This is a genomic window from Streptomyces sp. H39-C1 (assembly GCF_027158125.1).
Lineage (GTDB): Bacteria > Actinomycetota > Actinomycetes > Streptomycetales > Streptomycetaceae > Actinacidiphila > Actinacidiphila fildesensis.
This window is the reverse complement of record NZ_JAPVLS010000003.1, coordinates 183,834-207,812: the sequence shown is the minus strand read 5'-3', so window position 1 is coordinate 207,812 and position 23,979 is coordinate 183,834. Positions and strand designations below refer to the sequence as shown.

General features: G+C 70.6%; 20 protein-coding genes and 2 pseudogenes. 17 read left to right on the top strand and 5 right to left on the bottom strand.

Going from position 1 to position 23,979, the window contains the following annotated elements:
• Positions 1 to 218: 218 nt before the first annotated feature.
• Positions 219 to 830 carry a hypothetical protein gene (locus O3W51_RS03835; RefSeq protein WP_138354574.1) on the bottom strand — a complete coding sequence of 204 codons (612 nt, stop codon included), beginning with the start codon at positions 828 to 830 and terminating at the stop codon, positions 219 to 221.
• Between the two features lie 122 nt (positions 831 to 952).
• Entirely contained in the window at positions 953 to 3,028 is a 2,076-nt protein-coding gene (locus tag O3W51_RS03830; RefSeq protein ID WP_269283762.1) for an RICIN domain-containing protein, read from the bottom strand.
• Between the two features lie 691 nt (positions 3,029 to 3,719).
• On the opposite strand from O3W51_RS03830, the gene O3W51_RS03825 reads away from it, so the two are divergent.
• From O3W51_RS03825 to O3W51_RS03770, 12 genes are all read left to right on the top strand, one after another.
• Positions 3,720 to 5,222 (top strand): PucR family transcriptional regulator, encoded by a 1,503-nt coding sequence (locus tag O3W51_RS03825; protein ID WP_187144720.1) that lies wholly within the window; start codon positions 3,720 to 3,722, stop codon positions 5,220 to 5,222.
• A 308-nt stretch (positions 5,223 to 5,530) separates the two neighbouring features.
• On the top strand, positions 5,531 to 6,502 hold the full coding sequence (locus O3W51_RS03820) for a 3-oxoacyl-[acyl-carrier-protein] synthase III C-terminal domain-containing protein (protein ID WP_164292524.1): 972 nt from the start codon (positions 5,531 to 5,533) through the stop codon (positions 6,500 to 6,502).
• 112 nt (positions 6,503 to 6,614) lie between these two features.
• Positions 6,615 to 7,529, top strand: a complete 915-nt coding sequence (locus O3W51_RS03815) for a diiron oxygenase (RefSeq protein ID WP_269283759.1) — start codon at positions 6,615 to 6,617, stop codon at positions 7,527 to 7,529.
• Entirely contained in the window at positions 7,519 to 7,779 is a 261-nt protein-coding gene (locus tag O3W51_RS03810; RefSeq protein ID WP_138354578.1) for a hypothetical protein, read from the top strand. Before O3W51_RS03815 ends, O3W51_RS03810 begins: the two co-directional genes overlap by 11 nt.
• Positions 7,776 to 8,711, top strand: a complete 936-nt coding sequence (locus tag O3W51_RS03805; protein WP_164292522.1) for a hypothetical protein — start codon at positions 7,776 to 7,778, stop codon at positions 8,709 to 8,711. Before O3W51_RS03810 ends, O3W51_RS03805 begins: the two co-directional genes overlap by 4 nt.
• Positions 8,708 to 9,811 (top strand): SDR family oxidoreductase, encoded by a 1,104-nt coding sequence (locus O3W51_RS03800; protein WP_269283755.1) that lies wholly within the window; start codon positions 8,708 to 8,710, stop codon positions 9,809 to 9,811. Before O3W51_RS03805 ends, O3W51_RS03800 begins: the two co-directional genes overlap by 4 nt.
• A complete protein-coding gene (locus O3W51_RS03795) occupies positions 9,808 to 10,404 on the top strand; it encodes a ferritin-like domain-containing protein (RefSeq protein WP_138354581.1) in 597 nt (198 codons plus the stop codon). The genes O3W51_RS03800 and O3W51_RS03795 overlap by 4 nt, the downstream gene beginning before the upstream one ends.
• On the top strand, positions 10,401 to 11,291 hold the full coding sequence (locus tag O3W51_RS03790; RefSeq protein WP_269283752.1) for a 4'-phosphopantetheinyl transferase superfamily protein: 891 nt from the start codon (positions 10,401 to 10,403) through the stop codon (positions 11,289 to 11,291). Before O3W51_RS03795 ends, O3W51_RS03790 begins: the two co-directional genes overlap by 4 nt.
• A 103-nt stretch (positions 11,292 to 11,394) precedes the next feature.
• The gene (locus O3W51_RS03785) at positions 11,395 to 13,755 is read left to right on the top strand and encodes an MMPL family transporter (protein ID WP_138354582.1); all 2,361 of its coding nucleotides are present in this window, start codon (positions 11,395 to 11,397) and stop codon (positions 13,753 to 13,755) included.
• A gap of 58 nt (positions 13,756 to 13,813) precedes the next feature.
• Entirely contained in the window at positions 13,814 to 14,410 is a 597-nt protein-coding gene (locus O3W51_RS03780) for a methyltransferase family protein (RefSeq protein WP_138354583.1), read from the top strand.
• Positions 14,411 to 14,412: 2 nt separating this feature from the next.
• Positions 14,413 to 16,134, top strand: coding sequence for an AMP-binding protein (locus O3W51_RS03775; protein ID WP_138354584.1), 1,722 nt, complete (start codon positions 14,413 to 14,415; stop codon positions 16,132 to 16,134).
• A gap of 158 nt (positions 16,135 to 16,292) precedes the next feature.
• Complete coding sequence (locus O3W51_RS03770; RefSeq protein ID WP_138354585.1) at positions 16,293 to 17,582, top strand: YhgE/Pip domain-containing protein; 1,290 nt, start codon at positions 16,293 to 16,295, stop codon at positions 17,580 to 17,582.
• Positions 17,583 to 17,620: 38 nt separating this feature from the next.
• On the opposite strand, the gene O3W51_RS03765 is transcribed toward O3W51_RS03770, so the two are convergent.
• Positions 17,621 to 18,064: an Lrp/AsnC family transcriptional regulator gene (locus O3W51_RS03765; RefSeq protein ID WP_138354586.1), complete on the bottom strand. Its 444-nt coding sequence runs from the start codon at positions 18,062 to 18,064 to the stop codon at positions 17,621 to 17,623.
• A gap of 77 nt (positions 18,065 to 18,141) precedes the next feature.
• Here O3W51_RS03765 and O3W51_RS03760 point away from each other — a divergent pair, with 77 nt between their 5' ends.
• From O3W51_RS03760 to O3W51_RS03750, 3 genes are all read left to right on the top strand, one after another.
• Positions 18,142 to 19,071: an SMP-30/gluconolactonase/LRE family protein gene (locus tag O3W51_RS03760; protein WP_138354587.1), complete on the top strand. Its 930-nt coding sequence runs from the start codon at positions 18,142 to 18,144 to the stop codon at positions 19,069 to 19,071.
• 183 nt (positions 19,072 to 19,254) lie between these two features.
• Complete coding sequence (locus O3W51_RS03755; RefSeq protein WP_269283746.1) at positions 19,255 to 20,319, top strand: hypothetical protein; 1,065 nt, start codon at positions 19,255 to 19,257, stop codon at positions 20,317 to 20,319.
• A 184-nt stretch (positions 20,320 to 20,503) separates the two neighbouring features.
• Positions 20,504 to 21,004 carry a hypothetical protein gene (locus O3W51_RS03750; RefSeq protein WP_232485348.1) on the top strand — a complete coding sequence of 167 codons (501 nt, stop codon included), beginning with the start codon at positions 20,504 to 20,506 and terminating at the stop codon, positions 21,002 to 21,004.
• Positions 21,005 to 21,091: 87 nt separating this feature from the next.
• Here the strand turns inward: O3W51_RS03750 and O3W51_RS03745 are convergent.
• Both O3W51_RS03745 and lexA read right to left on the bottom strand, forming a co-directional pair.
• Positions 21,092 to 21,732: pseudogene (locus O3W51_RS03745) on the bottom strand (class I SAM-dependent methyltransferase); the annotation flags it as partial.
• Between the two features lie 102 nt (positions 21,733 to 21,834).
• On the bottom strand, positions 21,835 to 22,512 hold the full coding sequence (gene lexA / locus O3W51_RS03740; protein ID WP_138354590.1) for a transcriptional repressor LexA: 678 nt from the start codon (positions 22,510 to 22,512) through the stop codon (positions 21,835 to 21,837).
• A 292-nt stretch (positions 22,513 to 22,804) separates the two neighbouring features.
• On the opposite strand from lexA, the gene cseB reads away from it, so the two are divergent.
• Positions 22,805 to 23,542: a two-component system response regulator CseB gene (gene cseB, locus O3W51_RS03735; RefSeq protein ID WP_198357824.1), complete on the top strand. Its 738-nt coding sequence runs from the start codon at positions 22,805 to 22,807 to the stop codon at positions 23,540 to 23,542.
• Between the two features lies 1 nt (position 23,543).
• Positions 23,544 to 23,979, top strand: a pseudogene (locus tag O3W51_RS03730) (hypothetical protein); the annotation flags it as partial.

The following is a 23,979-nucleotide window of genomic DNA, read 5'->3' as shown; positions in this document are numbered from 1 at the left end:
CTCCATCCGACGAGGGCGAAGGGGTTGCACAGGACAACCTATCGATTGAAGCGCTTCGACAACATTCGCGACCCTGTCCTGTGACAGCTGCCGCGTATCGACACTAGACGCGGCCCAAGCTGGTGTCCAGAGTTCAGTCGAAGCGCTTCAACGCCTCGCCTGCAACGCCTTCGCTGCAACCTGTCTGATGCCTCGTCCCGCCAGACAGGTTCCCGTTGTTACTCCTGGGGACCCGATCGGCGACGACGGGTGATCAGGAGGGCGGCGATGACCGCCGCGATGACCGCTGCGGCGATGGCCGCTGTCAGCAGGGCGGACGACGATCCGTCATCGCCGGTGCCGGCGGCCGCGGTGGGGTGGCCGGGGGCCGGGGCTGCGGAGGCGGAGACTGGCGGAGCAGGCGTGGTGGCGGACGTGCTGGGCGCCGGGCGGCCCGGAACGGCTGTGACCTTGAGGGTGGTCCTACCGGCGCCGATGGCCGGGAACGCGGACTCCGCCGCGATCTGCCAGGTGCCGGGCGGCAGCGGTACGGCGACGGTGTAGGTGCCCTGCGCCATGTCCAGCGGGGTGAGGGCCCACGGCCCGACCTGCCGGCCGTCCGCCGCCGTCGCCTGCAGCGTCGCGGCGACCTTCTCGTCCACGGGGTGGTGGTCCTCGTCCCAGGTGGCCGTGACCGTCAGGCGGCCCTCCGCATTGCCGGTGATCTCCAGGTGGATGGTGTCCCCGTGGGCGGACGCCGGGCCCGTGGGCAGCAGCGACAGCAGGGTGGTGAGGGCGATCAGCAGTGCGGCCGTGAGCGGCCGGAGCAGGCGGAGGGACGGGAGGGGCATCGGGGACCGGCTTTCGGGAGGATCGGGAGACACGGCGGGACGGGCGGCGGGAGGGCCCACAGGAGTGCCGACGGGCCCGCCCGGTGGGGCGGGCCCGTCAGTTCATGTGTTTCCGGCCGTCGTCAGGACGTGGACTGCAGGAACGTCCAGCGCTGCCAGGCCTGGTTGCCGGGCTGCTGCAGTTCCAGCAACGCCCCGCCGTAGTAGTCGCGGTTGCTCACGCCGAGGACGAGCGGGGAGCCCTTGACGCCGAGCGTGTAGCCGGTGGCGTTGGCAGTGATCTTCCACGCTTGCGACGCGGCGGTGCCGCACGGCTGCTGGGCGATCCACTGACCCGCGACCGGCTTCCCGCCGATCTGCAGGCACTTGCCGGAGACCGCGGACTTGACCCGGACGTAACCGCCGCCGACGTTCTCGAACAGCCACTGCTGGTTGGTGTAGCCGTGGCGCTGGTAGCCGATGAGCACCGCACCGTTGGCACGGGAGGCGCCGTACATGTCGGCGGCCTGTCCGGTGAAGCTGTTCAGCATCAGGTAGCGCTTGCCGGGCTCGACCGGGCCGGCCGTGGTTCCGCCGGCCGGCTGGGTACGGAACGCCGCCTGGCGACCGGGCGCGGAGACCTTGCCGTCCGCGCCGTGCACGGCTACGGCGACCTTGTACTGCGTGCCGGGCTTCAGGCTGACCACGCGCACGGTGGTGGCCTTGACGTTGCCGATGGCCTTCTGGTCCAGCAGCAGGTCGTACCCGGTGGCGCCGGAGGCCGGCTTCCAGGTGAGCACCGCGGAGTTCTGCGTCACCTGGCTCACGACGACATCAGGACCGGTCGTCGGGTTCGGGTCGGGCGTCGTGGTGGTCGGGTTCGGCGTCGGCCCGGTCGTCCTGGTGGGGGAAGGCGTCGGGCTCGGCGTCGGGTTGGGATTGGGGTTGCTGCCGCCGTTGCTGAGCAGGAACTGGTTGTTGGCGATGTTCCAGTGCGTCGTCAGATAGCTGCCCGGCTGCGGGTTGGTGTTGAAGTAGTCGTCGTGATTGCAGTCGAGCCGGTCGTCGCTGCTGCGGTTCGGGCAGTGGATCTGCATCTGCGGGTAGTACGGCGTGTCCGAGTAGCACATGATGTCCCACTCGTCCACGCAGTGGCCGCCACGGCTGGTGTGCGGGGCGCTGTTGTTGACCGCGCCGAGGTTGTGGCCGAGTTCGTGGGCGGGCGTCGAACCTCCCCAGCAGCCGGAGTCCGTCCGGCCGTAGGAGGGGCCGAAGTTGCTGGAGTTCTCCGGGCCGGGACGCTCGTCGCCCGCGAAGCTGCCGATGCCGCAGTAGACGTTGGAGTCCGCGAAGATCATGTACTTGCGGTCGCGGCGGTTCAGGCCCTGGGCCGCCAGCGCCTGGTTGGTGGCGCTGAAGTCCTGCATCGCGGAAGCCGGCACTTCGAGGTTGAGTACCGCGACGGTGCAGTCGGACTCGGTGACGTAGCGGATGTGCCGCACACCGCCGGTCTCCGTCGCGCTCGCGTTGTAGATGACGTCGGAGTCGTGCGCCCATTTCTTGAACGAGGGAAGGTACTCGGCGAACCGGTTCGCGCCGGGGCCGTGCGCGTAGACGACCTGGACGCGGTTGCCGGTCGACCCGTCGCCGTCACAGATCACGGCCGAACCCGCGTCCTGCGCCGCGGCGCTCTTGGCGGCGGTTCCCGTGGTGCCCGTCGAGGCGGGCGGCGCCGAGGCGATGGCCTTGCCGGGGTGGGCGGCGTCCAGCGTCGCGGGCACGTCCGAGAGCAACTCGGCGCCGCCCGGGGCCTTGCCGCCACCGGCCTTGGGTATCGAGGACACCACGGCCGCCTTGACGGCAGGAGGCGTGTCCTTGGTGATGTCCACGCCCTTGGGCGGTGAGTCGGGGCCGTGCGTGCACTGCTTGACGCCCTCGACCTCGAAGCCGCCGACACACGCACTGTCCTCGGGGGCGGCTTCCAGGCCCTTGTACACCATGCCCTTGCGCGGCTCGTCGGGCGGAACGTCGTCCAGCGCCTGCGGGGATGCGGAGTCCACCTGCTGGGTCGTGCCGCCGATGCCGCCCGTGGTGGCGAGTGCGGTGACGCCACCGGCGACGAGCGTGGCGGAGGCCAGCGCGATGGCGAGGAGCGTCCGTCTCTTGGCCGCCGAGCGGCGCCGGTGCTCGCCTCGATCATTGAGCTGCAACAAGTTCATCCCATCCTTGGGTCTGGACTGCGTTGCGGCGGGACACTGCCACATCGAACGCCCGTTCATCCACACGGATTTCGTTGCTATAGGAGGGGCGAAAGGTGCCGATGGGGCGCCGAATGGCCGAACTGACGCACGGTCACGGACGAGGAGTCTCTGCTGCGCCTCGGTATTGCAGTGACATTGCACTGGAGGTCTAGACCTCTGGAAACCGAATCCCGGCGACATTTCGGCGGCGGAACCTTCACAGGAACATGAGGTCGGCTTTAGGAATCCTTATGCTCCGCCGAAACCGCGACCGCGGAGTGGCGTGAGTGCGATCGGCGGAGGGAACGTCACCCCACGCGCACCGGGCGTCAGTTGAACGTAGCGCATCGCGCCGCAGGATGCGGCTGGTTCGATACCGTTCGGTAACTTGGTTGTTCCAGAGGGTGATAAACATGCTGCGAGACTGCTCGGGCGTCCGGGGGTGGGAACCGCCCGGCCGGACGCCGTACAGCCTTGTGCCCCCGTTGCGTTTCCCGACAAAGCGGTCAGCGGCCCGGTGATCCCGGCCGCCGCTGGTGGGCACGGCGGTGCAGCCCTGGTGGGCGCCGCGCCGAGCATCGCGCGACCGGGCCCGCCGGCCGGCAGTCGTCCGAGGCGCGTGCGCGAAGGCGCCGTCGCCGTCCGCTGAACGACCGGAAGGGCCATGTCGATGTCCACCAGGGGTACCGCGTCCGTGGGGAAGCAGCACTTGGGGCACAGGTCGTATCCCGGCTCGCGGGACACGGCCGCGCCGGAGGCGTCCGGCTCCCCGGAAGTCCGGATCGCGGCGGGACCGCCGGGCAGGACCCGGGACGGCCGGCTGGAGGAGTTACCGGGCCGCGCGCATCCGGCCGTCGACGCGGATTTCGCATCCGCCCGGAGCGCCGTGCAGAGCGCCGTCCACGGCGCCACCCCGGCCGGAGGTCAGGGGGAGATACTGCGGCTCCCTTCTCCGCAGGGGGACAGGAGCGGCCCCACCCCGGTGGTGCGCGGCCTCGCCGAGGGTCTGCTGCGACAGCTTCCCCACCTGGTGGAAGAGCTCATGGAACTGACCGTGGGCAGGGGAGTACGGCATCTGGAGCTCGTACCAGGGTCCGAAATACGCCGTTCCCTCCACGAGAACGTCCTCGGGTTCCTGCGGATCCTCGCGGGGAAGCCGCCCGCCGACAGCAATCCGCTGGCCGTCCCGATGGCGTGGGGACACTACCGCGCCCAGGAAGGCGTGTCGGTCGAGTCCCTGCTCCGCGTCCACCGGCTGGCCACCCAACTGCTCTGGGAGAAGCTGTTCGACGAGGCCCGGGCGCTGTCCCCGGAAGTGCTGCAGCGGCTCCTCGACGAGAGCGGCCCCGTGTGGGATGCGCTCGACAGCTACTCGCAGGCTTTCGTCGAGGGGCACCGCGTGGCGGAGGCCGACGCCCAGCGCCGCAGCAGCGCACGCCGTGAGACGGTGATCGACGCGCTGATCGAGGGCCGCGGCGTCGAGCCGGTGGTCGCGGCCGAGGCGCAGGTGACTCTCGGCCTTCCCGCGCGCGGCCGGTTCGTCGTGATCACCATGGCCGACGAGACGGCGCCGAACGGGCAACACGACGCCGACGGCTTCGGGAGCGGGACGCCGCGCGCGCTGCGTCACGCCCTGCCCTCCCATACGGTCCTGGCCGTCTGGCGCAGGCGCACCGACCGGCACATCGGACTGCTGGAACTGGGCAGCACCTCGCTGGGGCGGCTGGTCGAAGCGCTCTCGTCCGGCGTGGGCCGGCGGGTGGGAATCTCCTGCGAGGTCGACAGTCTCTCCGACATCGCCACCGCCTACCACTGCGCCGAGACCGCACTGCAGACCCTGCCCGCGGCCACCGATGGCGTCGCTGCCTTCGACGACCACCTGCTGGAAGCCCTCGTGGTGACCAGTCCGCACGTCGCCCAGCGGCTGGCCCGCCACACCTTCGGAAGGCTGCTCGACTGCCCTCAGGAGGAACGCGACCTGCTGCTCGCGACCCTGGACGCCTGGTTCCGCGGCGGCTGCTCGGCAGCCAGGGCCGCCGACGAGCTGCACTGCCATCGCAACACCGTGCTCAACCGGCTGCGCCGCATCGAGACGCTCACCGGCAGCATGCTCGACGACGACCGGCACCAACTCGCCTGCCGGATGGCACTGGTGGCCGTGCGCTGCCCCTGAGCGCCCGGACGCGATGCGCCGCTCCTGACCTTTCCGATCTGGTGAACCGCTCCTGACCTGGTGCGTTGTGCTCGGCGCACAGCCGGGTCGCGGAAATCCGCAGCAGGCGGCCATCGACTCCGGCATCGGCGCACGCGACCCTGGAGGCGGGGGAACACGCACACGTGGCCGGCTTCACCGCCGGTTCATGGCCCGGCTTCCAGATGAGCGGCCGACCCTCTCGGGCCGACGGTCCCGTCCGCAACGCGGCAGACGGCAGGGACCCCGGCACGGCCCATGGTCCCCGAGTGCCTGCTGGGAGAGATGCTGTGACCGACGTATTCGTCGACTCGTTCGTCCACGCACTGGGCGAACGCAAAGCCCATGTCAGCGAGACCGGCGCCGCGGGGCACCTGATGTCCTCGGCGCAGGACCTGGAGTCGGCCGGTTTCCGCTGGCACCACGTCTGTGAACCGACGACCGGCGCCTACGACCTGGCGAGGAACGTCACCGCGCAACTCGCCGACTCCGGCCGGCTGGGCGACGTGGACGCGATCGTCTACGCGACGTGCCTGCCCGGCAACGGCAACGCCGGAGACCCGGCCGCGTGGGAGCGCAGCCGGGACGTGAAGCACCTCATGGACTTTCCCGCCGGCCGGCTGCAGGCCGACTTCGGGCTCGGGAAGGCCGTCGTCATCGGGCTCAACCAGCAGGCGTGCACGGCGATGCTGGGCTCCCTGCGGCTGGCCGGGGCGATGCTCCGGGCCGAGGAGGACTGGGAGCGGGTGCTGTGCGTGACGGCCGACCGCTTCCCGGAGGGAGCCCGTTACGAGCAGGCCTACAACCTCATCTCCGACGGCGCCGCAGCGTGCGTCGTCAGCCGGGAACCCGCCGCGTTCCGCCTGGTGACAGCACACCAGATCACCAACGGCGGCCTCGGACAGGCGGATGACGACGAGACGGTCGGCATGTACTTCGCGTACACCCACCGGCTGGTGCGCGAGACCCTGACCCGCGCCGGGCTGTCGGCCGCGGACCTCGACTGGGTCGTCACCCAGAACACCAACGACAAGGCCTGGCAGATCCTGGCCCGGCTGCTCGGGGTGGACGCCGGGAAGGTCTTCTTCTCGTCCATGCGGGACGTGGGGCACGTCATCTCCGCCGACAACATCATCAACCTCGCGGAACTCATCGCTTCCGGCCGGCTGCGGCCCGGTCAGTACGTCGCGCTCGTCATGGCCGGATTCGGTCTGAACTGGCAGTGCGTGATCCTGCAGGCCACCGAGTCCTTCGCAGCGTGAGCCGGAGGAGCGTCCGCGGCCGCAACGCCCGCGGCCGCAGCGTCCGGGCGGATCCGCCCGGACCGCCTGCCACCGGTACGCGAACCGACACGACACGTCAGATGAGGACAGTGTGAGTAGTACAGCGAATGCTCCGAAGCCCCGGCTCGCCGAGGCCATCGCCTCGCTCGGTGACACCGTGAGCAGGCTCAGCCACCTCTCGAAGCGCTCCTACCAGAACCCCTACATCACGCTGCGGCAGTGGCCGGCGGAGGTCCGGCCCGAGGATGACTGGTTCAGCTCACCGGAGTACGTGAGCCTGTACGGCACCCCGTTGTGGGACACGCTCGACGAGCCTGCCAGGCGGCGGCTGGCCTTTCACGAGGCCGTCAACTTCTACAGCCTCAACATCCACGGCGAGAAGGGCCTGATGCAGGGCCTGGCGCAGCGGCTGTACCGCAAGGACCTGGTGGACGTCTCGGAGTATCTGCACCACTTCCTCGACGAGGAGAACAAGCACAGCATCTACTTCGGCGGCTTCTGCACCCGGTACGCGAAGGTGTACCGGAGCCGTCAGTTCGCACTGGAGGAGACCCGTTCGCAGAGCGTCGAGGACTTCCTCTTCTTCGCCAAGACCATGATCTTCGAGGAGATCGTGGACCGCTACAACTGGGTCCAGGCCCGGGACGCCCGGCTGCACCCCGTGGCGCGGTTCATCAACGACAACCATCACGTCGAGGAATCACGGCACCTGGTCTTCGGCCGTCAGCTGGTCACCGCGCTGTGGGGAGCCTGCGTCCCCTCATGGGGCGACGACACGGTGGCCGACCTGCGCCGTCAGCTGGAGCAGTTCTTCGTCGTCAGCTGGCGCGAGTACTACAACCCCGACGTCTACGCCGACGCCGGGCTCGACGATCCCTGGGAGGTCGCCGAGCAGGCCTGGTCCGCACCGGCGCAGGGCGCCCACCGGCGTGCGGTGTCGACGAAGGTGCTGTCCTTCCTCACCGAGGCGGGGATTCTCGACAAGGAGCCGGCCGATGCGTTCTGACCAGGAGATCCGGGACCTGCTCAGGTCCTGGGTCCTCACCAAGGCCCCCGAGTTGTCCGCCGACGGCCTGACGGACCGGACGCCGCTGTTCGAGGAGCGGCATCTGAGGTCCGTGCACCTGCCGGAACTCCTGCTGCTCCTGGAACGGCTGCGCGCCGCACCGATCGAAGTGGAGGACCTGCGGCCCGGGGACTTCCGTGACATCCACACGATGGTGGACCGGTTCGGCGGAGCGGGGGTGACGCCGTGAAGCGCGCGGCAGCGAGCGCGGCCGGCTCCGAACGGCTCGCCGCTCTGCACGGTATCGGCCTTTCCTGGCAGCCGTCCGGGCAGGCGGCCCTGCGCGGCCCGCTGTTGCGGCTCGCCGAGGAGTGCGACCGCGCCTTCGTACGGCTCGCCTCCCTCTGGGACGCGGAGGAGGAGCGGCACCCCGCGTCACTGCCCGCCGAACGGCTGCAGCAGGTCGGCTACCTCCGCTCCTTCCCGCACCAGGCGACCTTCGTGGCCCGACTGAGCCCCGAGGAGCCGAACATCGACGCCTTCCTCACCGGCCCCGTCATGGACGAGGACGGGCGGGTCGAACTGTCCGGGCTCTCACCGGTCACCGAGGTCCTGACCCCGGCGGCCTGCTACCACCTCTACAGCGGCCATCAGGGCGAAGTGCTCGACCAGGCGCTGTACCTGACGACACGTAACATCTGTTTCCGGCAGGAGACGCACTACGTGCCGCTGCGGCGGCTGAGCAGCTTCACGATGCGGGAGATCGTCTGCGTCGGCACCGCCGCCGAGACGGTCGCCTTCCTCGACCGGGCCAGGACCGCCCTCGACCTGTTCTTCGGGCTGATCGACCTGGACCTGGAGTGGCTCACGGCGACCGACCCGTTCTTCCGGCCCGAGGACAACCCGCGCCATCTGCTGCAGCGCGTCCAGCCGGTGAAGTACGAGGCCACGTACGGCGGTGACCTGGCCATCGCCTCGGTCAACCGGCACCACGACCACTTCGGGTCCGGCTTCGGCATCACCCGCGACGGCCGGGCCGCCGACAGCAGCTGCCTCGCCTTCGGCCTCGAACGCTGGCTGTTCGCCCTCACCGACCGCCACGGCCTCGACCCCGCTTCCTGGCCCGCCCTGGAGGACGCGGCGACGACGGTCCTGGCGAAGCTGCGGGGAGGGGCGGAGTGAGGGGAACCACGGTCATCACCGGCGCGGACGGCTACCTGGGCCGCCGGCTTGCCGCCGCACTGCTCGACGACGGGGACGACGACCTGATCCTGGCCGTCCGTGCCGCCTCCGCAATCGAACTCGACAGCAAGTGGGAGCGGCTGGCGGAGGAACTGGGACCGGACGCCGCAGGGCGTACCCGGTGTGTGGCGGCGGACGTCCGCCACGACAGCCTGCTGTCCGACGTCGATCCGGGTGTGGTCACCCGCATCGTCCACGGGGCAGCCGTCACCCGCTTCAACGTCGAGCGCGATATCGCCGCCGACATCAACGTGGCGGGCGCCGTTCGGCTGCGGGCCTTCGCGGGACGGTGCGAGAACCTGCAGCGGTTCGCCCTGCTGTCCACGCTGTACGCCGCAGGCAGCCATCAGGGCGACATCGCGGAGGAGCGGCTCCCGGACGCCGGCTTCGTCAACCACTACGAGTGGTCGAAGTGGGCGGCCGAGGAACAACTCCTGGGCGCGGCAGGGGAGATGCCGGTCTCCGTACTGCGGCTGCCCACGGTCATCGCCGACGACGACAGCGGGCACGTCACGCAGTACAACGTCTTCCACAACACGCTCAAGCTCTTCCACTACGGGCTGCTGTCGCTGCTGCCGGGGGACGAGAAGACCCCGCTCTCCCTCGCGACGGCCGCCTTCACCGTCTCCGCGGTCACCCGCCTGCTCGATCCCGCGGTCGCCGACGGTGTCTACCACGTCTGCCCCGACCCGGCGCGGACGCCGACCCTCGGGGAGCTCGTCGACCTCGCCTTCAGCGTCTTCGAACGCGACCCGGGATTCCGGCGGCGGGGCCTGATCCGGCCCGTCCCCTGCGACCGGGAGAGCTTCGACGACCTGCTGCACGCCGCCACCGGGCTGCGCGCCGGGCCGCTCCACCAGTCACTCGCGTCGGTCTCACCCTTCGCCGCCCAGCTCTATCTGCCGAAGACGTTCCGCAACGAAGCGCTGCGCGCGGCCTGGCCCGCGTACGCGGCCCCCGATCCGTACGCGCTGACCGAGGCCACCTGCACCCGGCTGGTCACCTCGAAGTGGGGCCGACGGCCCGAGGAGACATCGTGACCCTTTCCGAGAACGACCTGTGGCTGCTGAGCTACTACCGCTCGTCCGAGATCAACGGTGCCCTGTTCTTCGGCCGGGTCGCCCGCACCCTGCGCGGCGGCCCGCTCCAGGCGAACGTGACCCACCACTTCGCCGACGAGGCCAACCACGCGAAGTACTGGACCCGTTGCATCGAGGACCTCGGTCACCCGGCGACGAAGTTGTCCGGCAGTTACCAGGACCAGTATCTGGAGGCCGTCGGCCTGCCCGCCAACCTCATGGAGGTCATGGCGGTCACCCAGGTCTTCGAGAAGCGGGTGATCGCCCAGTACCGCCGCCATCTGCGGGCCGGGGACACCCATCCGCGGGTCCGGCGGACCATCGAGACGATCATGGAGGACGAGCGCTGGCACGTGAAGTACGTCAGGGACGCCCTGGAGGAGATGGCGGGCCGGTACGGCCAGGAGTACATCGACTCCACCCTGGCTCGCTTCACCGCGGCCGACGAGGAGGTCTACGCGAAGACCCTCGCGGAGTACGGCGAACGCATCTCGTTCCTGGGCGGCCCCGAGCTGCCCTTCGAAGATCCGCCCTTCGCCGAGGGCACGCCGTGACCAGCCCCGCGGCGAACCCGGTCCGAGGCGGAACGACGGTGCTTGCCGTATGGACCCGGCGACCGCTGGCTCCCGCCGCGCTGACCGGGCCGGAGAGCGCGCGGTTCGCCGCACTCACCGGCCGGGTGCAGCGGGAGCAGTGGCTGATCTCCCGGCATGCCCTGCGCACCCTGCTCGGGGTACTGGGGCTGCCGGCCGACACGACCGCCTACGCCTTTCCGCACCGCCGTCTGTCGCTCTCCCACATCGGGGGAGCAGCCGTGGCCGCGGGTCTGGCGGTTCCGGCCGGGGGTGTGGTGGGGGTCGGGGTCGATCTCGAAACGGCCCGCGATGCGCGCCGGGAGACCGCGCGCTTCTTTCTCGACGAACGCGAACGCTCCTGGCTCGACACCGTTCCCGAGAGCGCCCGCGCCGCAGAACACGTACGGCTGTGGACGGTCAAGGAGGCGCTGTACAAGGCAGATCCGGCCAACCGGCACACCGTCCTTCTCGACTACACCACCGACGACCCCGCGGCCGGCTCCGGCCGTGCCCGGCGGCGTCCGCCGCACGACACCGTCTTCGGCTACACCGCCGCCCGGTTCGGTGATGCCCGGCTGTCCGTGGCCGCGGCCTTCCACCGTCCCCCGATCACCTCCGTAAGGACCTCAACCGTGCCCTCCGTCACCTTCGACGACGTCGCCCACCGCATCAGCGCGACGCTTTCCGTTCCCGTCGACACCCTGACGCCCGAGACGAACCTGCGGGACCTCGCCGCCGACAGCTTCCTGCTCGTCGAGATGGCCGTCGACCTGCAGGAGGAGTTCGACGCGCTGTTCACCCAGGCCGACCTGCGGGAGGTGACCACCCTGGGGCAACTGGCGGGGCTCGTGGGCGCGCAGCCCTGACCCGGAGCAACCGCGTACTTCTCCGGCCGGCACGCAGGCGGCCCCCGCTCGCCCGCCCCACCCGCCCGGACCCTCCTGACCATCCGACCCACCGGAGTGCGCCATGTCGCAGCGTCTGAGCCAAGCCCTCCACCGGTTCCGCGGACCCCTGCTGGCCCTCTGGCTGGTGGCGCTCGTCGCCGCCGCCATCGCGGCGCTGCCGCTGGCCGACCGGCTGAGCGGCGGCGGGTGGTACGTACCCGGATCGGACTCGTCGAAGGCGGTGCAGTCGATGCGGTCGGGATTCGCCGACCGCGGCGCCAGCAACCTCACGCTGGTCGTGACGGACGAACGGAACGTCGCCGGCAGCCCGGAGTTCGACCGGCGGATGAGCCAGGTCATGCGAGAGGTCACCGCTGACAAGCGGCTGGAGACGACGGGCAGTTACGGCTGGCTCACCCTGTCCGGACACTCCCGGCAGGAGTTCGTGGGCAAGGACCGCCGGACCGCCGTCACCATGGTCGGGCTGGCGCTGGACGACGGGACGGCCCGTCGCGTCCTGCCGGATGTGCAGCAGGAGATCGACCACCGCTACGCGCCCCAAGGGCTGCGGGTGTCGATGGTCAGCGCCGGAACGTTCTGGGGCGAGATCAACAAGCTGAGCGCGGAAGGTCTGCAGAAGGCCGAGCTCATCACCTTCCCGCTGGTGCTGCTCATCCTGCTGCTGCTCTATCGCGGTGTCGTCGCGGCCGTGGTCTCGTTCGTGGTCTCGGTGACCGCGATCGTCCTGACCTTCGGGGTGATGTCCGTACTCGCCGCGCACATCGAACTGTCGATCTTCGTCCAGAACGCGGCGACCATGATCGGCCTCGGGGTCAGTGTCGACTACTCGCTCTTCATCATCTCCCGGTACGTCGACGAGCTGACCGCGGGACGCGATCGCACCACAGCGCTGGCGACAGCCCTGCGCACCAGCGGACGAACCGTCCTCTTCTCGGGGCTGATCGTCGTTCTCGCCATGTCCAGCCTCTTCCTGGTGGACCTCAACGTCATACGGTCCATCGCGCTGGGCATCGTCGTCGTGGTCGCCTTCGCCACCCTGGCGAGCGTCGTGGTCCTGCCCGTCGTCCTGCACCTGATCGGCGACCGCATCCTGTGGGGGCGGCTGCCCATGCAGCGGCGCACATCAGGGGAGAAGGGCCGGTCGACGGGGGAGCATCGCCGGACGGCGGGGGAACGGGGGCACCGCTGGGGGAGTGTGGCGCGCCAGATCATGCGCCGCCCCGTGCTGTTCCTGACGCTGGCGAGCGCCGCCCTGCTGGCGCTGGCCGTCCCCTCGATGGACCTGCACACCTTCACCCCCGACGCGCGGATCGCGCCCGCCTCGTCCCCCGTCCGCCAGGGGTTCGACGCCGTGCGGGAGCAGTTCGGGCCGGGCAGGGCCTCACCCCACCAGATCGTCATCACCTCGCGGACCGCGCTGTCCGCGTCACCCGACGCCGGGAGGGTCACCGCGCTCCAGGAGCAGCTTCTCCGGCTGCCCCACGTCACCGCGGTCAGCTCCCCGCTGGACGTCCTGCGCACCGTCAGTCCCCAGCGCCCGCTGGCGGGGCTGGACCCGGCGGTGTTCTCGCGGCTGCCCGGCGACGCCCGCGGCACCGTCGACCACTACGTCTCCGCCGACCGCCGGACGATCGTGCTGGAGGTCGTCGGGGACGACTACGCCTCCGCCGACCGGTCCCGCGCGCTGCTGGCTGCCGTCCGCTCGGCCGCGGCCGGGACCAATGCCCCCGGCCTGCATGCGGTGGTCGGCGGCGAGACCGCCGAAGGCGCCGACGCCAACACGGCGATCGGGGACGCCCTGCCCGAGGTCGTCGCGGTGATGCTGGCGGTCCTCTACCTGATGCTGCTGGTCACCTTCCGGTCCCTGCTGCTCCCGGTGAAGGCCATCGCGATCAACATGCTGTCGCTCGGCGCAACCTACGGTGTGCTGGTCCTGGTCTTCCAACGTGGCCTGGGCGCCGCCCTCTTCGGCTTCGACCAGTCGGACCATCTCCAGAACTTCGTCCCGATCCTGCTGCTGGCGATCCTGTTCAGTCTCAGTACCGACTACGAGGTCTTCCTGCTCCGCCGCATCCGCGAGGAGCACGACGCGGGCGCGGACAACACGACTGCCGTGGCCACCGGAATGGCCCGCACCGCGCCTCTGATCTCCGGGGCCGCACTGCTGATGGTCGCGGTGTTCGGGGCCTTCGCGCTGACCGGCATCATGCCGATCCAGCAGCTCGGCCTCGGTCTCGCACTGGCGATCGCCCTGGACGCCACCGTCATCCGGCTCATCGTCGTGCCCGCCGCCATGCGGCTGATGGGCCGGTGGAACTGGTGGCTGCCGGGCCGGCGCCCGACCCCGGCCACCGCATCCGCATCCGCATCCGCAAGAGCGCCCGAACCCTCGGACGCCTCGGAGCCGTCGGGCCGCGCGTGAACCCGATCCCTATCTGCCCTTGTGCCCCTGTGCTGTTCTTCGAAAGGACACCTAACCCGTGGACAAACCCGCCCTCTTCCTCCTCCTGCTGAACTTCGCCGTCATCGGAGCGCTCCCCAGAGTCTTCTTCCGGTCCGACGGCCGCTTCAACCTGAAGTGGTGGCTGACAGCGCTGCCCTTCGGCCTCAGCCCGCTGTTCGTCGCCGGGTCCACGGCTCTCGGCTGGGAACCGATCACCCCGGACTCCTGGCGCACGGGGCTGACTCTTGTGGCGGTGGCGCTGAACGCCGTCTCGATCGCCCTGATCTTCCTGACCCTGGGCACCCACCGGATCCCCGTCGCGCTGTGGCACCAGGAGAACGACGACCCGCGCCACATCGTCACCCACGGTGCCTACGGCATGATCCGGCACCCGTTCTACGCCGCGTTCCTCCTGGCGTTCCTCAGCGGGGCCGTGCTCTTCCCGCACGTGATCACTCTGGCGCTGTTCTGCTACGGGTTCGCCGCGCTCAATGCGACGGCCGCTCAGGAGGAACAACGGCTCAGCGGGTCGGAGTTCGGGCCGGAGTACCGGAGGTACGTCGCGATGACGGGGCGCTTCGTGCCTCGTCCGGGCAGGTCCGCGCCGGCGGAGACCGGCCGGGTCGGGGGCTAGCCGTGGCCGTCCTCCCGCCGCTCACCGCCTGGCTGACCGACCCTCACGCCGGGCGGGGTGTGCGCTTGGCCGACGACTCGGGCGGCTGGACCTACGTCCCCTATCCGGAGCTCGCGGCCGCCGCCCGCCGGGCCGCCGCCGGGATGCGGTCGGCCGGCGTCCGCCCCGGTGACGTCGTGTGCCTGCTGATGCCCACCGGCCTGCCCTGCCTGGCCGCGCTCTTCGGCGTCTGGGCGGTCGGCGCGACGATCTCCCCGCTGCCACCGCCCTCGTTCCAGACCGATGACGCGTACGTCGAGCACATCGTCGCCGTCCTGGAACAGGCCGCACCCGCCCTGGTGATCGCGAGCGGGGAGTTCGGTGATCTGGCCGCCCGCGCGATGACCCGGGCGGGGCTTCCCGGCCGGCCGTGGACGCCGCAGGAGATCACAGCCGAGGCCGTACCCGATGGGGTCGTACCCGAAGGGCCCGGATCCGAGGCGCACCGGCCGGTGGCTCCGCCCGCCGAGTCCATCGCCCTGCTCCAGTTCACCTCGGGCTCCACCGGCCGGCCACGCGGGGTGCGGGTCTCCTGGCGGAACCTCACGGCGAACCGTGCCCTGCAGAGCCGTCTGATCGGATGGAAGGACGGCGACGGATTCGCCTCCTGGCTGCCGCTCCACCACGACATGGGCCTGATCGGCTGCTGCCTCTTCCCGGTCGCCTCGCAGAGCGACCTGTGGCTGATGCGCCCGGACCAGTTCATCCGCGACCCGGCCCGCTGGCTGGACTGCTTCGCGCCCGGCCGGGCGGCGCACTCGGCGGCGCCGTCGTTCGCGTTCGCCTACGCGGCCCGGCGTGTCCGGCCGCGGCGGCTGGACGAACTGGACCTGTCCGGCTGGCGCAGTGTCTGCGTCGGCGCCGAGGCGGTCGACCCGGCGGCGCTCTCCGCCTTCGCCCGGTTCGCCGCACCGGCCGGGTTCTCCCCGGACGCGTATGTGCCGTCCTACGGCCTGGCCGAGAACACGCTCGCGGTGACGGGCGCCGCGGCACCGCTCGTGATCGTGCGTCCCGACTGGGCCGCGCTGCGGATGGGCCGGGAGGTGACCGTCGAAGACACCGCCCGCTTGGGTGACGGGGAGGTCGAGCCGGGCTCCGGCTGGCTGGTCGGCCACGGCTTCCCCCAGGACGGGGACGGCGTCGCCGTCCGGATCCTCGACGAGGACGGCGCCCCGGTCCCGGCAGGCCATCTCGGGGAGATCGCCGTGTCCGGCGCCTCGGTGGCGCCGGGTTATCACGCGGGACGGGAGGGCGGTCCGGATTCCACCCGCTTCCTCGAGGGTGAACTCCGCACCGCGGACGCCGGTTTCCTGCACGACGGCCAGCTCTTCGTCCTGGGCCGGATGGGCGACAGCCTGAAACTCCGCGGGCGCAGCGTCTACGTCGACGACCTCGACGCGAAGGTCGCGGCGGCCGCCGGGCTGGACCGGGACCGCGCGGCGGTGGTGGCTCTCAACGATCGCGGCCGGGCCGGGGTCGCCGTCTTCGTGGAAGCCGCCCCCGGCCCCTGGACGGAGAAGGTGACCGAGATGCTGCGGGCCGAACTCGGTCCCGAGCCCGCCCTCACCCTCGTCGCCGGCCGCCGCGGGCTGCTCAAGCGCACCACCAGCGGCAAGCTGCGCCGCCGTCATATGTGGCAACTGCTTCAGGAGGGCGGTCTCGAGGCGGTGACGACCAGGTTGTGACGATCAGGCTGTGACGGACCCCGCCTCACCCGGGCGGGGTGCTCCTCCGACGTCGTGTCACGGAACTTGATCGACGGGACGTCAGAAGCGGACCAAAGCACCCTATAAAGGGATACTCTCCCCTCGGATGGCACCAGGACTGCTACCGATGGAGAGCGATGCCAGCGAATCAGCGCACCACCGGCGCGACCGTGCGGCAGGTCGTGGGGAATCCCAAGATCTGGGCCTTCCCGGCGACCATCATCGGGCTCGTCGCCCTGCTGCTCTCCCTGGTCTACATGGGCGGCATCCTCGACCCCAGCGGCAATCTGCACCACATGCCCATCGGCCTGGTCAACGCCGACCGGGGCGCCGTGGTGGCGGGGCAGCCGATGAACCTGGGCCGGCAGGTCACCGACGGGATCGCCGAAGCGGCCAAGTCGCAGCAGCAGGCGTCGTGGCGGCAGCTCGACGCGGCGGGCGCCCGGGACGGACTCGCCTCCGGGAAGCTCTACGGCGTCCTCGAGGTGCCGGACGGCTTCACCGCGGCCGTCGGCGCGCTGGGGGCACCGACCGGGCAGCAGCCGGCCCGGCCGACGATGTCGGTGCTGACCAACCCAGGGGCAGGCAGTCTGGCCTCCTCACTGGCGAGTTCCATCTCCCAGCAGACGGCGCACGCGGCATCGGCGCAGCTCGGCGCGTCGCTCATCGAGCGGCCGCGCCCCGGGGGCGGCGCGATGACCAACGCCGAACGGCTTCTCCTGCAGGACCCCGTGACGGTCAAGGTCTCGGTCGGGCATGCCATCGGCTCGCACAGCGGGCTGGGCCTGACCGCCTTCTACTACACCCTGCTCCTGGTCCTGTCCGGGTTCCTCGGGGCGAGCGTGATCAGCAACAGTGTCGACGTCGCCCTCGGTTACGCGGCCAGCGAGCTCGGGCCGGTGCGCACCCAGCGGCCCACCGTGCCGATCACCCGGACCCGGACGTTCATCGTCACGTGTGTGATGTCGCTGGGGCTCTCCGCGCTGACGTCGAGTCTGATCATGCTGGCGACGGTGGTGATCCTGGGTATGGACGCGTCCCATCTGCCGCTGCTGTGGGTCTTCTCGTTCTGCGCGACCGCCGCGGTGGGGCTCGGGGTCCAGGCCCTGCTTGCCGCCTTCGGTGGGATCGGACAGCTGGTCAGCATGTTCGTGTTCATCGCGCTGGCCCTGCCGTCCTCGGGCGCGACCATTCCACTGCAGGCGCTCCCCAGCTTCTACCGCGTGCTGTCCGAGTTCGAACCCATGCGGCAACTCGCCGACGGTGTAAGGGCGATCATGTATTTCGGCGCCCAGGCCGACGCCGGACTCACGCGTGCGTGGATCATGATCGCGGTCGGCTCGATCGCGGCCCTGGCCTTCGGGTTCGCCATGACCGGCTACTACGACCGCAAGGGCCTGCACCGCATCGTTCCCGAACACGCCTGAGATCGTTCCCGAACACGTCTGAGGCCCTTCGGCGGCCGTCAGTTCACCAGCGGTGAGACCGGCCGCTCGAAGAAGGTCTCCAGCGAGACCGTGGCCTGGGTGCCGCTGACGCCTTCGATGGCGTAGAGCCGTCGGAGCACGTCCTGGAGGTGCACCGTGGTGGCGGTGCGCACCTTCACCAGCACCGAGGCGCTGCCCGCGATGATGTGCGCCTCCTGGATCTCGGCGATGGCGGCGAACGCCGCGCCCGACTCGCCCATCCAGGCCGACGACTCGACCATGACGAAGGCGAGCACACCCTGCCCGAGGGCCGCCGGGTCCACGTCCACCGTCGTCCGCCGGATGATGCCGCGCTCGCGCAGTTTCCGCACCCGCTCGTGCGCGGCGCCGGCCGACAGGCCGACGGCCTTGCCGAGGGCGGCATAGGCCTGCGTGGCGTCCTGCTGGAGCAGTGCGACGAGTTCACGATCAATGTCATCCACGCTTGCCACCATACCTCATTCTGCGATATTCATACGAGACAGGATGCAGTTCGGTCTCAAGCCTCAAAGGTGTGATCATGTCTTCTATCGCCCGCCCGTCGATATACGAGATTCTGGATGATCGCTTCCGCACCGGACGCTGTGCGAACGGCGACGAACGGCTCGAGAAGCTGTACGAGGACTGCCGTTGGGCCGAGGGCCCGCTCTATCTGCCCGCCTGGCGGCAGCTGATCTGGAGCGACATCCCCAACGACCGCATGCTGCGCTGGGACGAGGCGACGGGCGCGATCAGCCTCTTCCGCTCGCCGGCCGGCCACAGCAACGGCAACACGCTCGACCGCCAGGGCCGCCTGATCAGCTGTGAGCAAGGCAACCGCCGTGTCAGCCGGACCGAGCCGGACGGGACGCTGACCGTCCTCGCGGAGCGCTTCGAGGGCAAGCGGCTGAACAGCCCGAACGACGCGACCGTGAAATCCGACGACTCGATCTGGTTCTCCGACCCCGACTTCGGCATCACCAGCGACTACGAGGGCCACCGGGCGGACAGCGAGATCGGTGCGTGCAACGTCTACCGGGTGGACCCGGTGACCGGGGAGGTCCGCCTGGTCGCCGACGGCTTCGGCGGCCCGAACGGTCTCGTCTTCTCGCTCGACGAACGGCAGCTGTACGTCTCCGACACCCGCGCGGGCCAGATCCGCGTGTTCGACGTCCGCGAGAACGGCACCCTCTCGGACGGCAAGGTCTTCGCCGAGGCGACCGACGGCATCAGCCGCTTCGACAACATCCGCTTCGACGGCGAGGGCCGTCTGTGGGCCGCGGCCATGGACGGCGGAGTGCACTGCTACGACCCGGACGGGACGCTGATCGGCAGGATCGCGGTCCCCGAGGCGGTCTCCAACATCGCCTTCGGCGGCCCCAAGAACAACCGGCTGTTCATCACCGCGACCACGACGTTGTACTCGCTGGTGATGTCGGTGACGGGCGCACCGCGGACCCGGCGCGTCTGAGCCCACCCCGCCGGGCCGGCGCGTCCGACCGTCGCGCGCCGGCCCGGACCCTCGTCGGCGACGGCAGCCGGCGTGCGCGTCCACCCGGCCCCACGAGGGCTCTGTAGAGGGCAGAATCGATCTGCGGTGTGTCGGCAGGGGTGCGGGCAGAGGCAGTTCGCGGACCGCGTCGTTCGAGGGGGCGTGCCAGCAGTGATCGTGTTCAACTCCACCGGCCAACTCACGCTGCACTACGAGGCCGAGCTGACCGCAGGCGTCCGTGAAGGGCACGCTGTGATCGCCGTGACCCCTCCGGCCGATCTCCTCTCCGCCCCCGCACCGGCCTACATCCTGCAGGTGCGCCGCTACGCCTGCCCTCTCACCTCGATGCGGCTCCGCACGTCCTCGGCGGAACATCCCCTCGAAGACGTTCAAGCCGTGGTACTGCCGGACGAACCGCGCGAGCACCGCTACCTGCTGCCCCCGTGGCCCACCGCGGGTGCGCTGGAGTACCACCTCACCTGGGCACAGGATCCGGCGGGACCGGCGGTCGGAGACGCGCCGGAGGAACGGGTGCTCTTCCTCGTCCGCCTCCTCGCCGAGGACCGCCAGGGCGACACCCAGGTCCTGGAGCACGGGCGGATCGCGGTCACCTGGACGGATCCCGCTCCCGCCGGTGCCAGCCCGCTCGCCGGTCCTGGCGACGGCCGCACCCTGCCCGCGCCGTTGCGGGAGGCCGTCGACGATCTCGTACAAGCCGATGCGGAACCGGTGCCGGGCTGCTCGCACTGCGCGATGCTCTGGGAACTGCGCCTGCTCGAACAGGCCGAACGCGTGAGAGAATCGGCCGAAGAACACCACGATGCCGCGGTCGGTGACTGGGTGGCGCGCTGGCTCCCTGATCCACAGGACGCCTTCCGTGAGTTCATCAACCCGTGCCGGTGCGTCCGCGCCCGGCTGGGTGCCCGCCCGGACCCGCTGACCTGTGGTGGTCGGCGGACCCGGCCGCCCGGCAGCGCCTGGACGCCGAGCTGCGGGAGCGCCTCGTCGCAGCCCGCCGCCGTCACGTCATCCACTACCTCCGCACCATCAACGCCGCCCCGCCGAGCCCCTGACGGCCGGGAGTGCAGGCCGGGTCGCCGGATTCCGCCGCCGATGTCATGGACGGCGACCGGCCAACGCCGACCCATCGGCACGGCTGCCACCAGCGACTATCCCGTCGTATCCGGCCTCCCCCGCCGACCTCGCGGCACCATCCGCGCCCGCTGAAGATCGCCGCCAACAGCTGCGTGGGGCAGGGCTGGCAGAGGTACACCGGTGGCGCTGGGATAATGGGGGCTGACAGCCTCGTACTCGCGCGCTGCCTGACCGTCGACCCAGCACCGGGCCACTGATCCATCGGAGAGACCATGACGACCCCGACCCCGGTCGCCGCTACCACCACCGGCCGCTGATGGGCGCGCTGGAACCCGTCGCCCTGGTGCTCGACGGCTATATCGAAGACGCCCCCGTCCCGGCGCCCGGTGACGAGTACGGGGCGACGGCGGCGTTCCGGCTGATCCACTCGCCCACCGACCACGCGGCGGACGAGATGGTGCTCCCGTGCCTGGTGACGGATCCCGCCCTGGTCAGGACCGCCCTGGAGGATCTGGAAGAGGGCGACCTGCTGCGGGTCGAGGGCGTGCTGATGCTGCCCGGCGGGAGCCCCGACGGCGTGCTGCGGCTGCGGGTGGAAGCTCTTGAGGTGCTGTCGCCCGCCCCGATACGCGAGATCGAGCCCGACACGGTCGACCGGTATGGCCCGTACGTCATCGTCAGCGGCAGCACCCACAGCACCGGCGCCGACCCGGTCCAGATGTGGACCGACGCCGGAGCCTGGGTCGGCATCGCCCCCGGCCCCGCTGCCGTTCAGGACATGATCACCGCGTACGAGGCCCGCACCAACGGCACGTGACACGGGCCGCCTCCCGCGGGGTTTGCGCCAACGGTGGGCGGCGTCCGCAGGTCGGAGACCGAAGGCGCCGCCCTCGATCATTCGGGTCTTGGCCATGAAGGTCGCGATCGTCCGCTTCACCCCTGCATCAGCTCCTGCACCAGGCGTGCGGTGACGTCGAGTCCGGCCCGGCCCAGCAGCGCGGCGATCCGATCCGGCGGCAGCAAGTGGGAGGCGTAGGACACCGGATGGCCTCCGTACGCCCGCGTCGGCCGTAGCTCCTCGTCCTCGCCCACATGGCCGGCCACCATCAGCCGGCCGCCGGGCGCGAGTGTGCGCCGGAACTCGGCGAACACGACGGGCAGCAACGCCGGTGGCGTGTGATGGGTGGAGTAGTAGGCCAGGATGCCGCCGAGCTCGTGATCCCGGACGGGCAGCGCGGTCATCGACCCCACCGTGAACTGCAGCCTCGGGTATGCCTGCCGGGCGAGCTCGATCATCTTCGGGGAGAGGTCGAGACCGAAGGCGGGCACTCCCAGCTCCGCCAGGTGCGCCGTGACCTTGCCCGGGCCGCATCCGAGGTCCGCGACCGGCCCGAGGCCGGCCGCCCGCGCGACTTCGGCGAACGCGGTCAGCATGGCGCGGGACAACGGATCGAGCTCCGCCGGGGTCTTGACGATCTCCGCGTAGTCGGCGGCGACGGTGTCGTACGACTCCCGGACCGCGGCGAGGTAGGAGGATTCGGTCACGGGGACGACCCTAGGGGAGGGCACCGACAGCCGGAGACCGGACAGACCGCGTCCAGCTCGGCGGACGATCGACGCGGTGCGGGTGCAGGCGCAACTGCGGCACTACATACGGCGCATCACGGCCACCACGCGGCCGAGGATCGTCGCGTCGTCGCCCGCGATGGGGGAGTAGGCGTCGTTGTGGGGATGGAGCCACGCGTGCCCGGCCTCGTCGCGCTTGAACCGCTTGACGGTGGCTTCGCCGTCGATCATCGCGGCGACGATGTCGCCGCTGGCGGCCGAGCTCTGACGGCGGACGGTGACCCAGTCCCCGGTGACGATGGCCGCGTCGATCATGGAGTCGCCGACGACTTCCAGGGCGAACAGCTCCCCCTCGCCCACCAGGAGCCGGGGCAGATCGAGCACGTCCTGGATGTCCTCCTGCGCGGTGATCGGAATCCCGGCCGCGATCCTGCCGATGAGCGGCACGCGTGCGGTCGCCGTACGGCCGGCCGGCCGCGTGGTGCGGGAGTCCTCCGGGAGCACGTAGGCGCGTGGTGTGTGGGGGTCTCTGCGCAGGGCGCCTTTGCGCTCCAGCACCATCAGCTGATGGGCGACCGAAGAGGTACTCGACAGGCCCACGGCCTGGCCGATCTCCCGCATCGACGGCGGGTAGCCGGTGCTGTCGATGAAGTCGCGGATGGTGGCGACGATGTCGGCCTGCCGGGTGGTGAGTCCGTCGTAGTTGCCCGGGGCGCCCGGCGGTCGGCCGGGGCGCCCTGCTGTCTTGCGGTTGTCCATGGTCCGCGCGCCCTCCCTCGCTGGTGATCATGGTGAGAGAAGCACAGTAACCCGGACAGACCGGGTAAGGGAACGACCTTTCGAATAACGCTGATGTGACGCGACGCCGTGCCGGCCGCCGGAAGTGCGGGCAGCCGGCTCCTCCGGGGCGACGAGCGGAGCGGCCAGGGGGGCGGAACCACCTCTGATACGTGGCTGACACAAATCCGCGCGGTGCCGGACGCAGAGCCTTGACCGGCTGGATGAGCGCGCGGGCAGGCCGCCCGGCACGAATCGATCTTCAGGTGACGTGATGCGACAGCGCGACAGCACACCGGCGGGACACCACGGCGGCTCCCCTGCCACGGTGCGTGTTCTGCTGGTGGAGGACGACGAATCGATCCGCAGGTCCGTCGGTATGGCGCTGGACCGCTACGGATACGAGGTGTCGGCGGCTCCTGACGGCCTGACGGGCCTGGAGATGTTCCGGGACGGGGAGCACGACCTGTTGCTCCTCGACATCATGCTGCCGCACCTCGACGGCATCGGACTGTGCCGCAGGATCCGCGAGACGAGCCAGGCGCCCATCCTGATGATGTCCGCCCGCGGCGACTCGATGGACGTGGTGGCGGGACTGGAGGCGGGCGCTGACGACTACATCGTCAAACCCGTCGACACCACCGTCCTGGCGGCGCGGATCCGCACCCTGCTGCGCCGGGCCACTTTCACCGGTCACCCCACGAGCGACGACCGGTCCGTCGACGACAGCGTCCTCACCTTCCGGAATCTCACCGTGAACACCCGCGGCCTGGACGTGCACGTCGACGGCCGTCCGCTCGCCCTCACACCCACCGAACTGCGGCTGCTCCTGGAGTTCGTGGCCGCGCCGGGCGTCGCTCTGCAACGGCAGACCCTGCTGCGCGAGGTGTGGGACTACGGCTGGGACGGCGACATCCGGGTGGTCGACCTCGCGGTACAGCGGCTGCGCAAGAAGATCGGCGCCGATCACATCGAGACCGTCCGCGGCTTCGGCTACAAGTTCCGGCGCTGACATGAGAAAGACGACGGACCCCGCCGCCCCCGACACCCTTTCCGACCCCGCCCCCGTTCGCAGTGCGCTGCGACGCTTCGCCGATCCGCGATCCCTGCGCTGGAAGGTCGCCGCGGCGGCCTGCGCGATGGCGCTGGGCATCGGGATCCTGGTGCACCAGACAACCCAGAACCGCTCCCTGGGCATCGCGCGCGCCGGCGCCGTGGAGGACCTGGGCAAGGCCGAGACCGCGTTCCGGGCCGGGCAGCCCCCGCAGAGCCATCCGGCGACGGGCGCCTACTACCGGATGGGTGACGAAGTACCGGACGAGCTGCGGGACCGGATCGGTTCCGGTGCAGGCCCGGTCATCTGGTACGACACCCGGCACCCGCTCCGGGGGTACGCGATGTGGGCCGGAAGCCGCGTCAACGGCACGCTGCTGGCCGTCAGCGTGGACA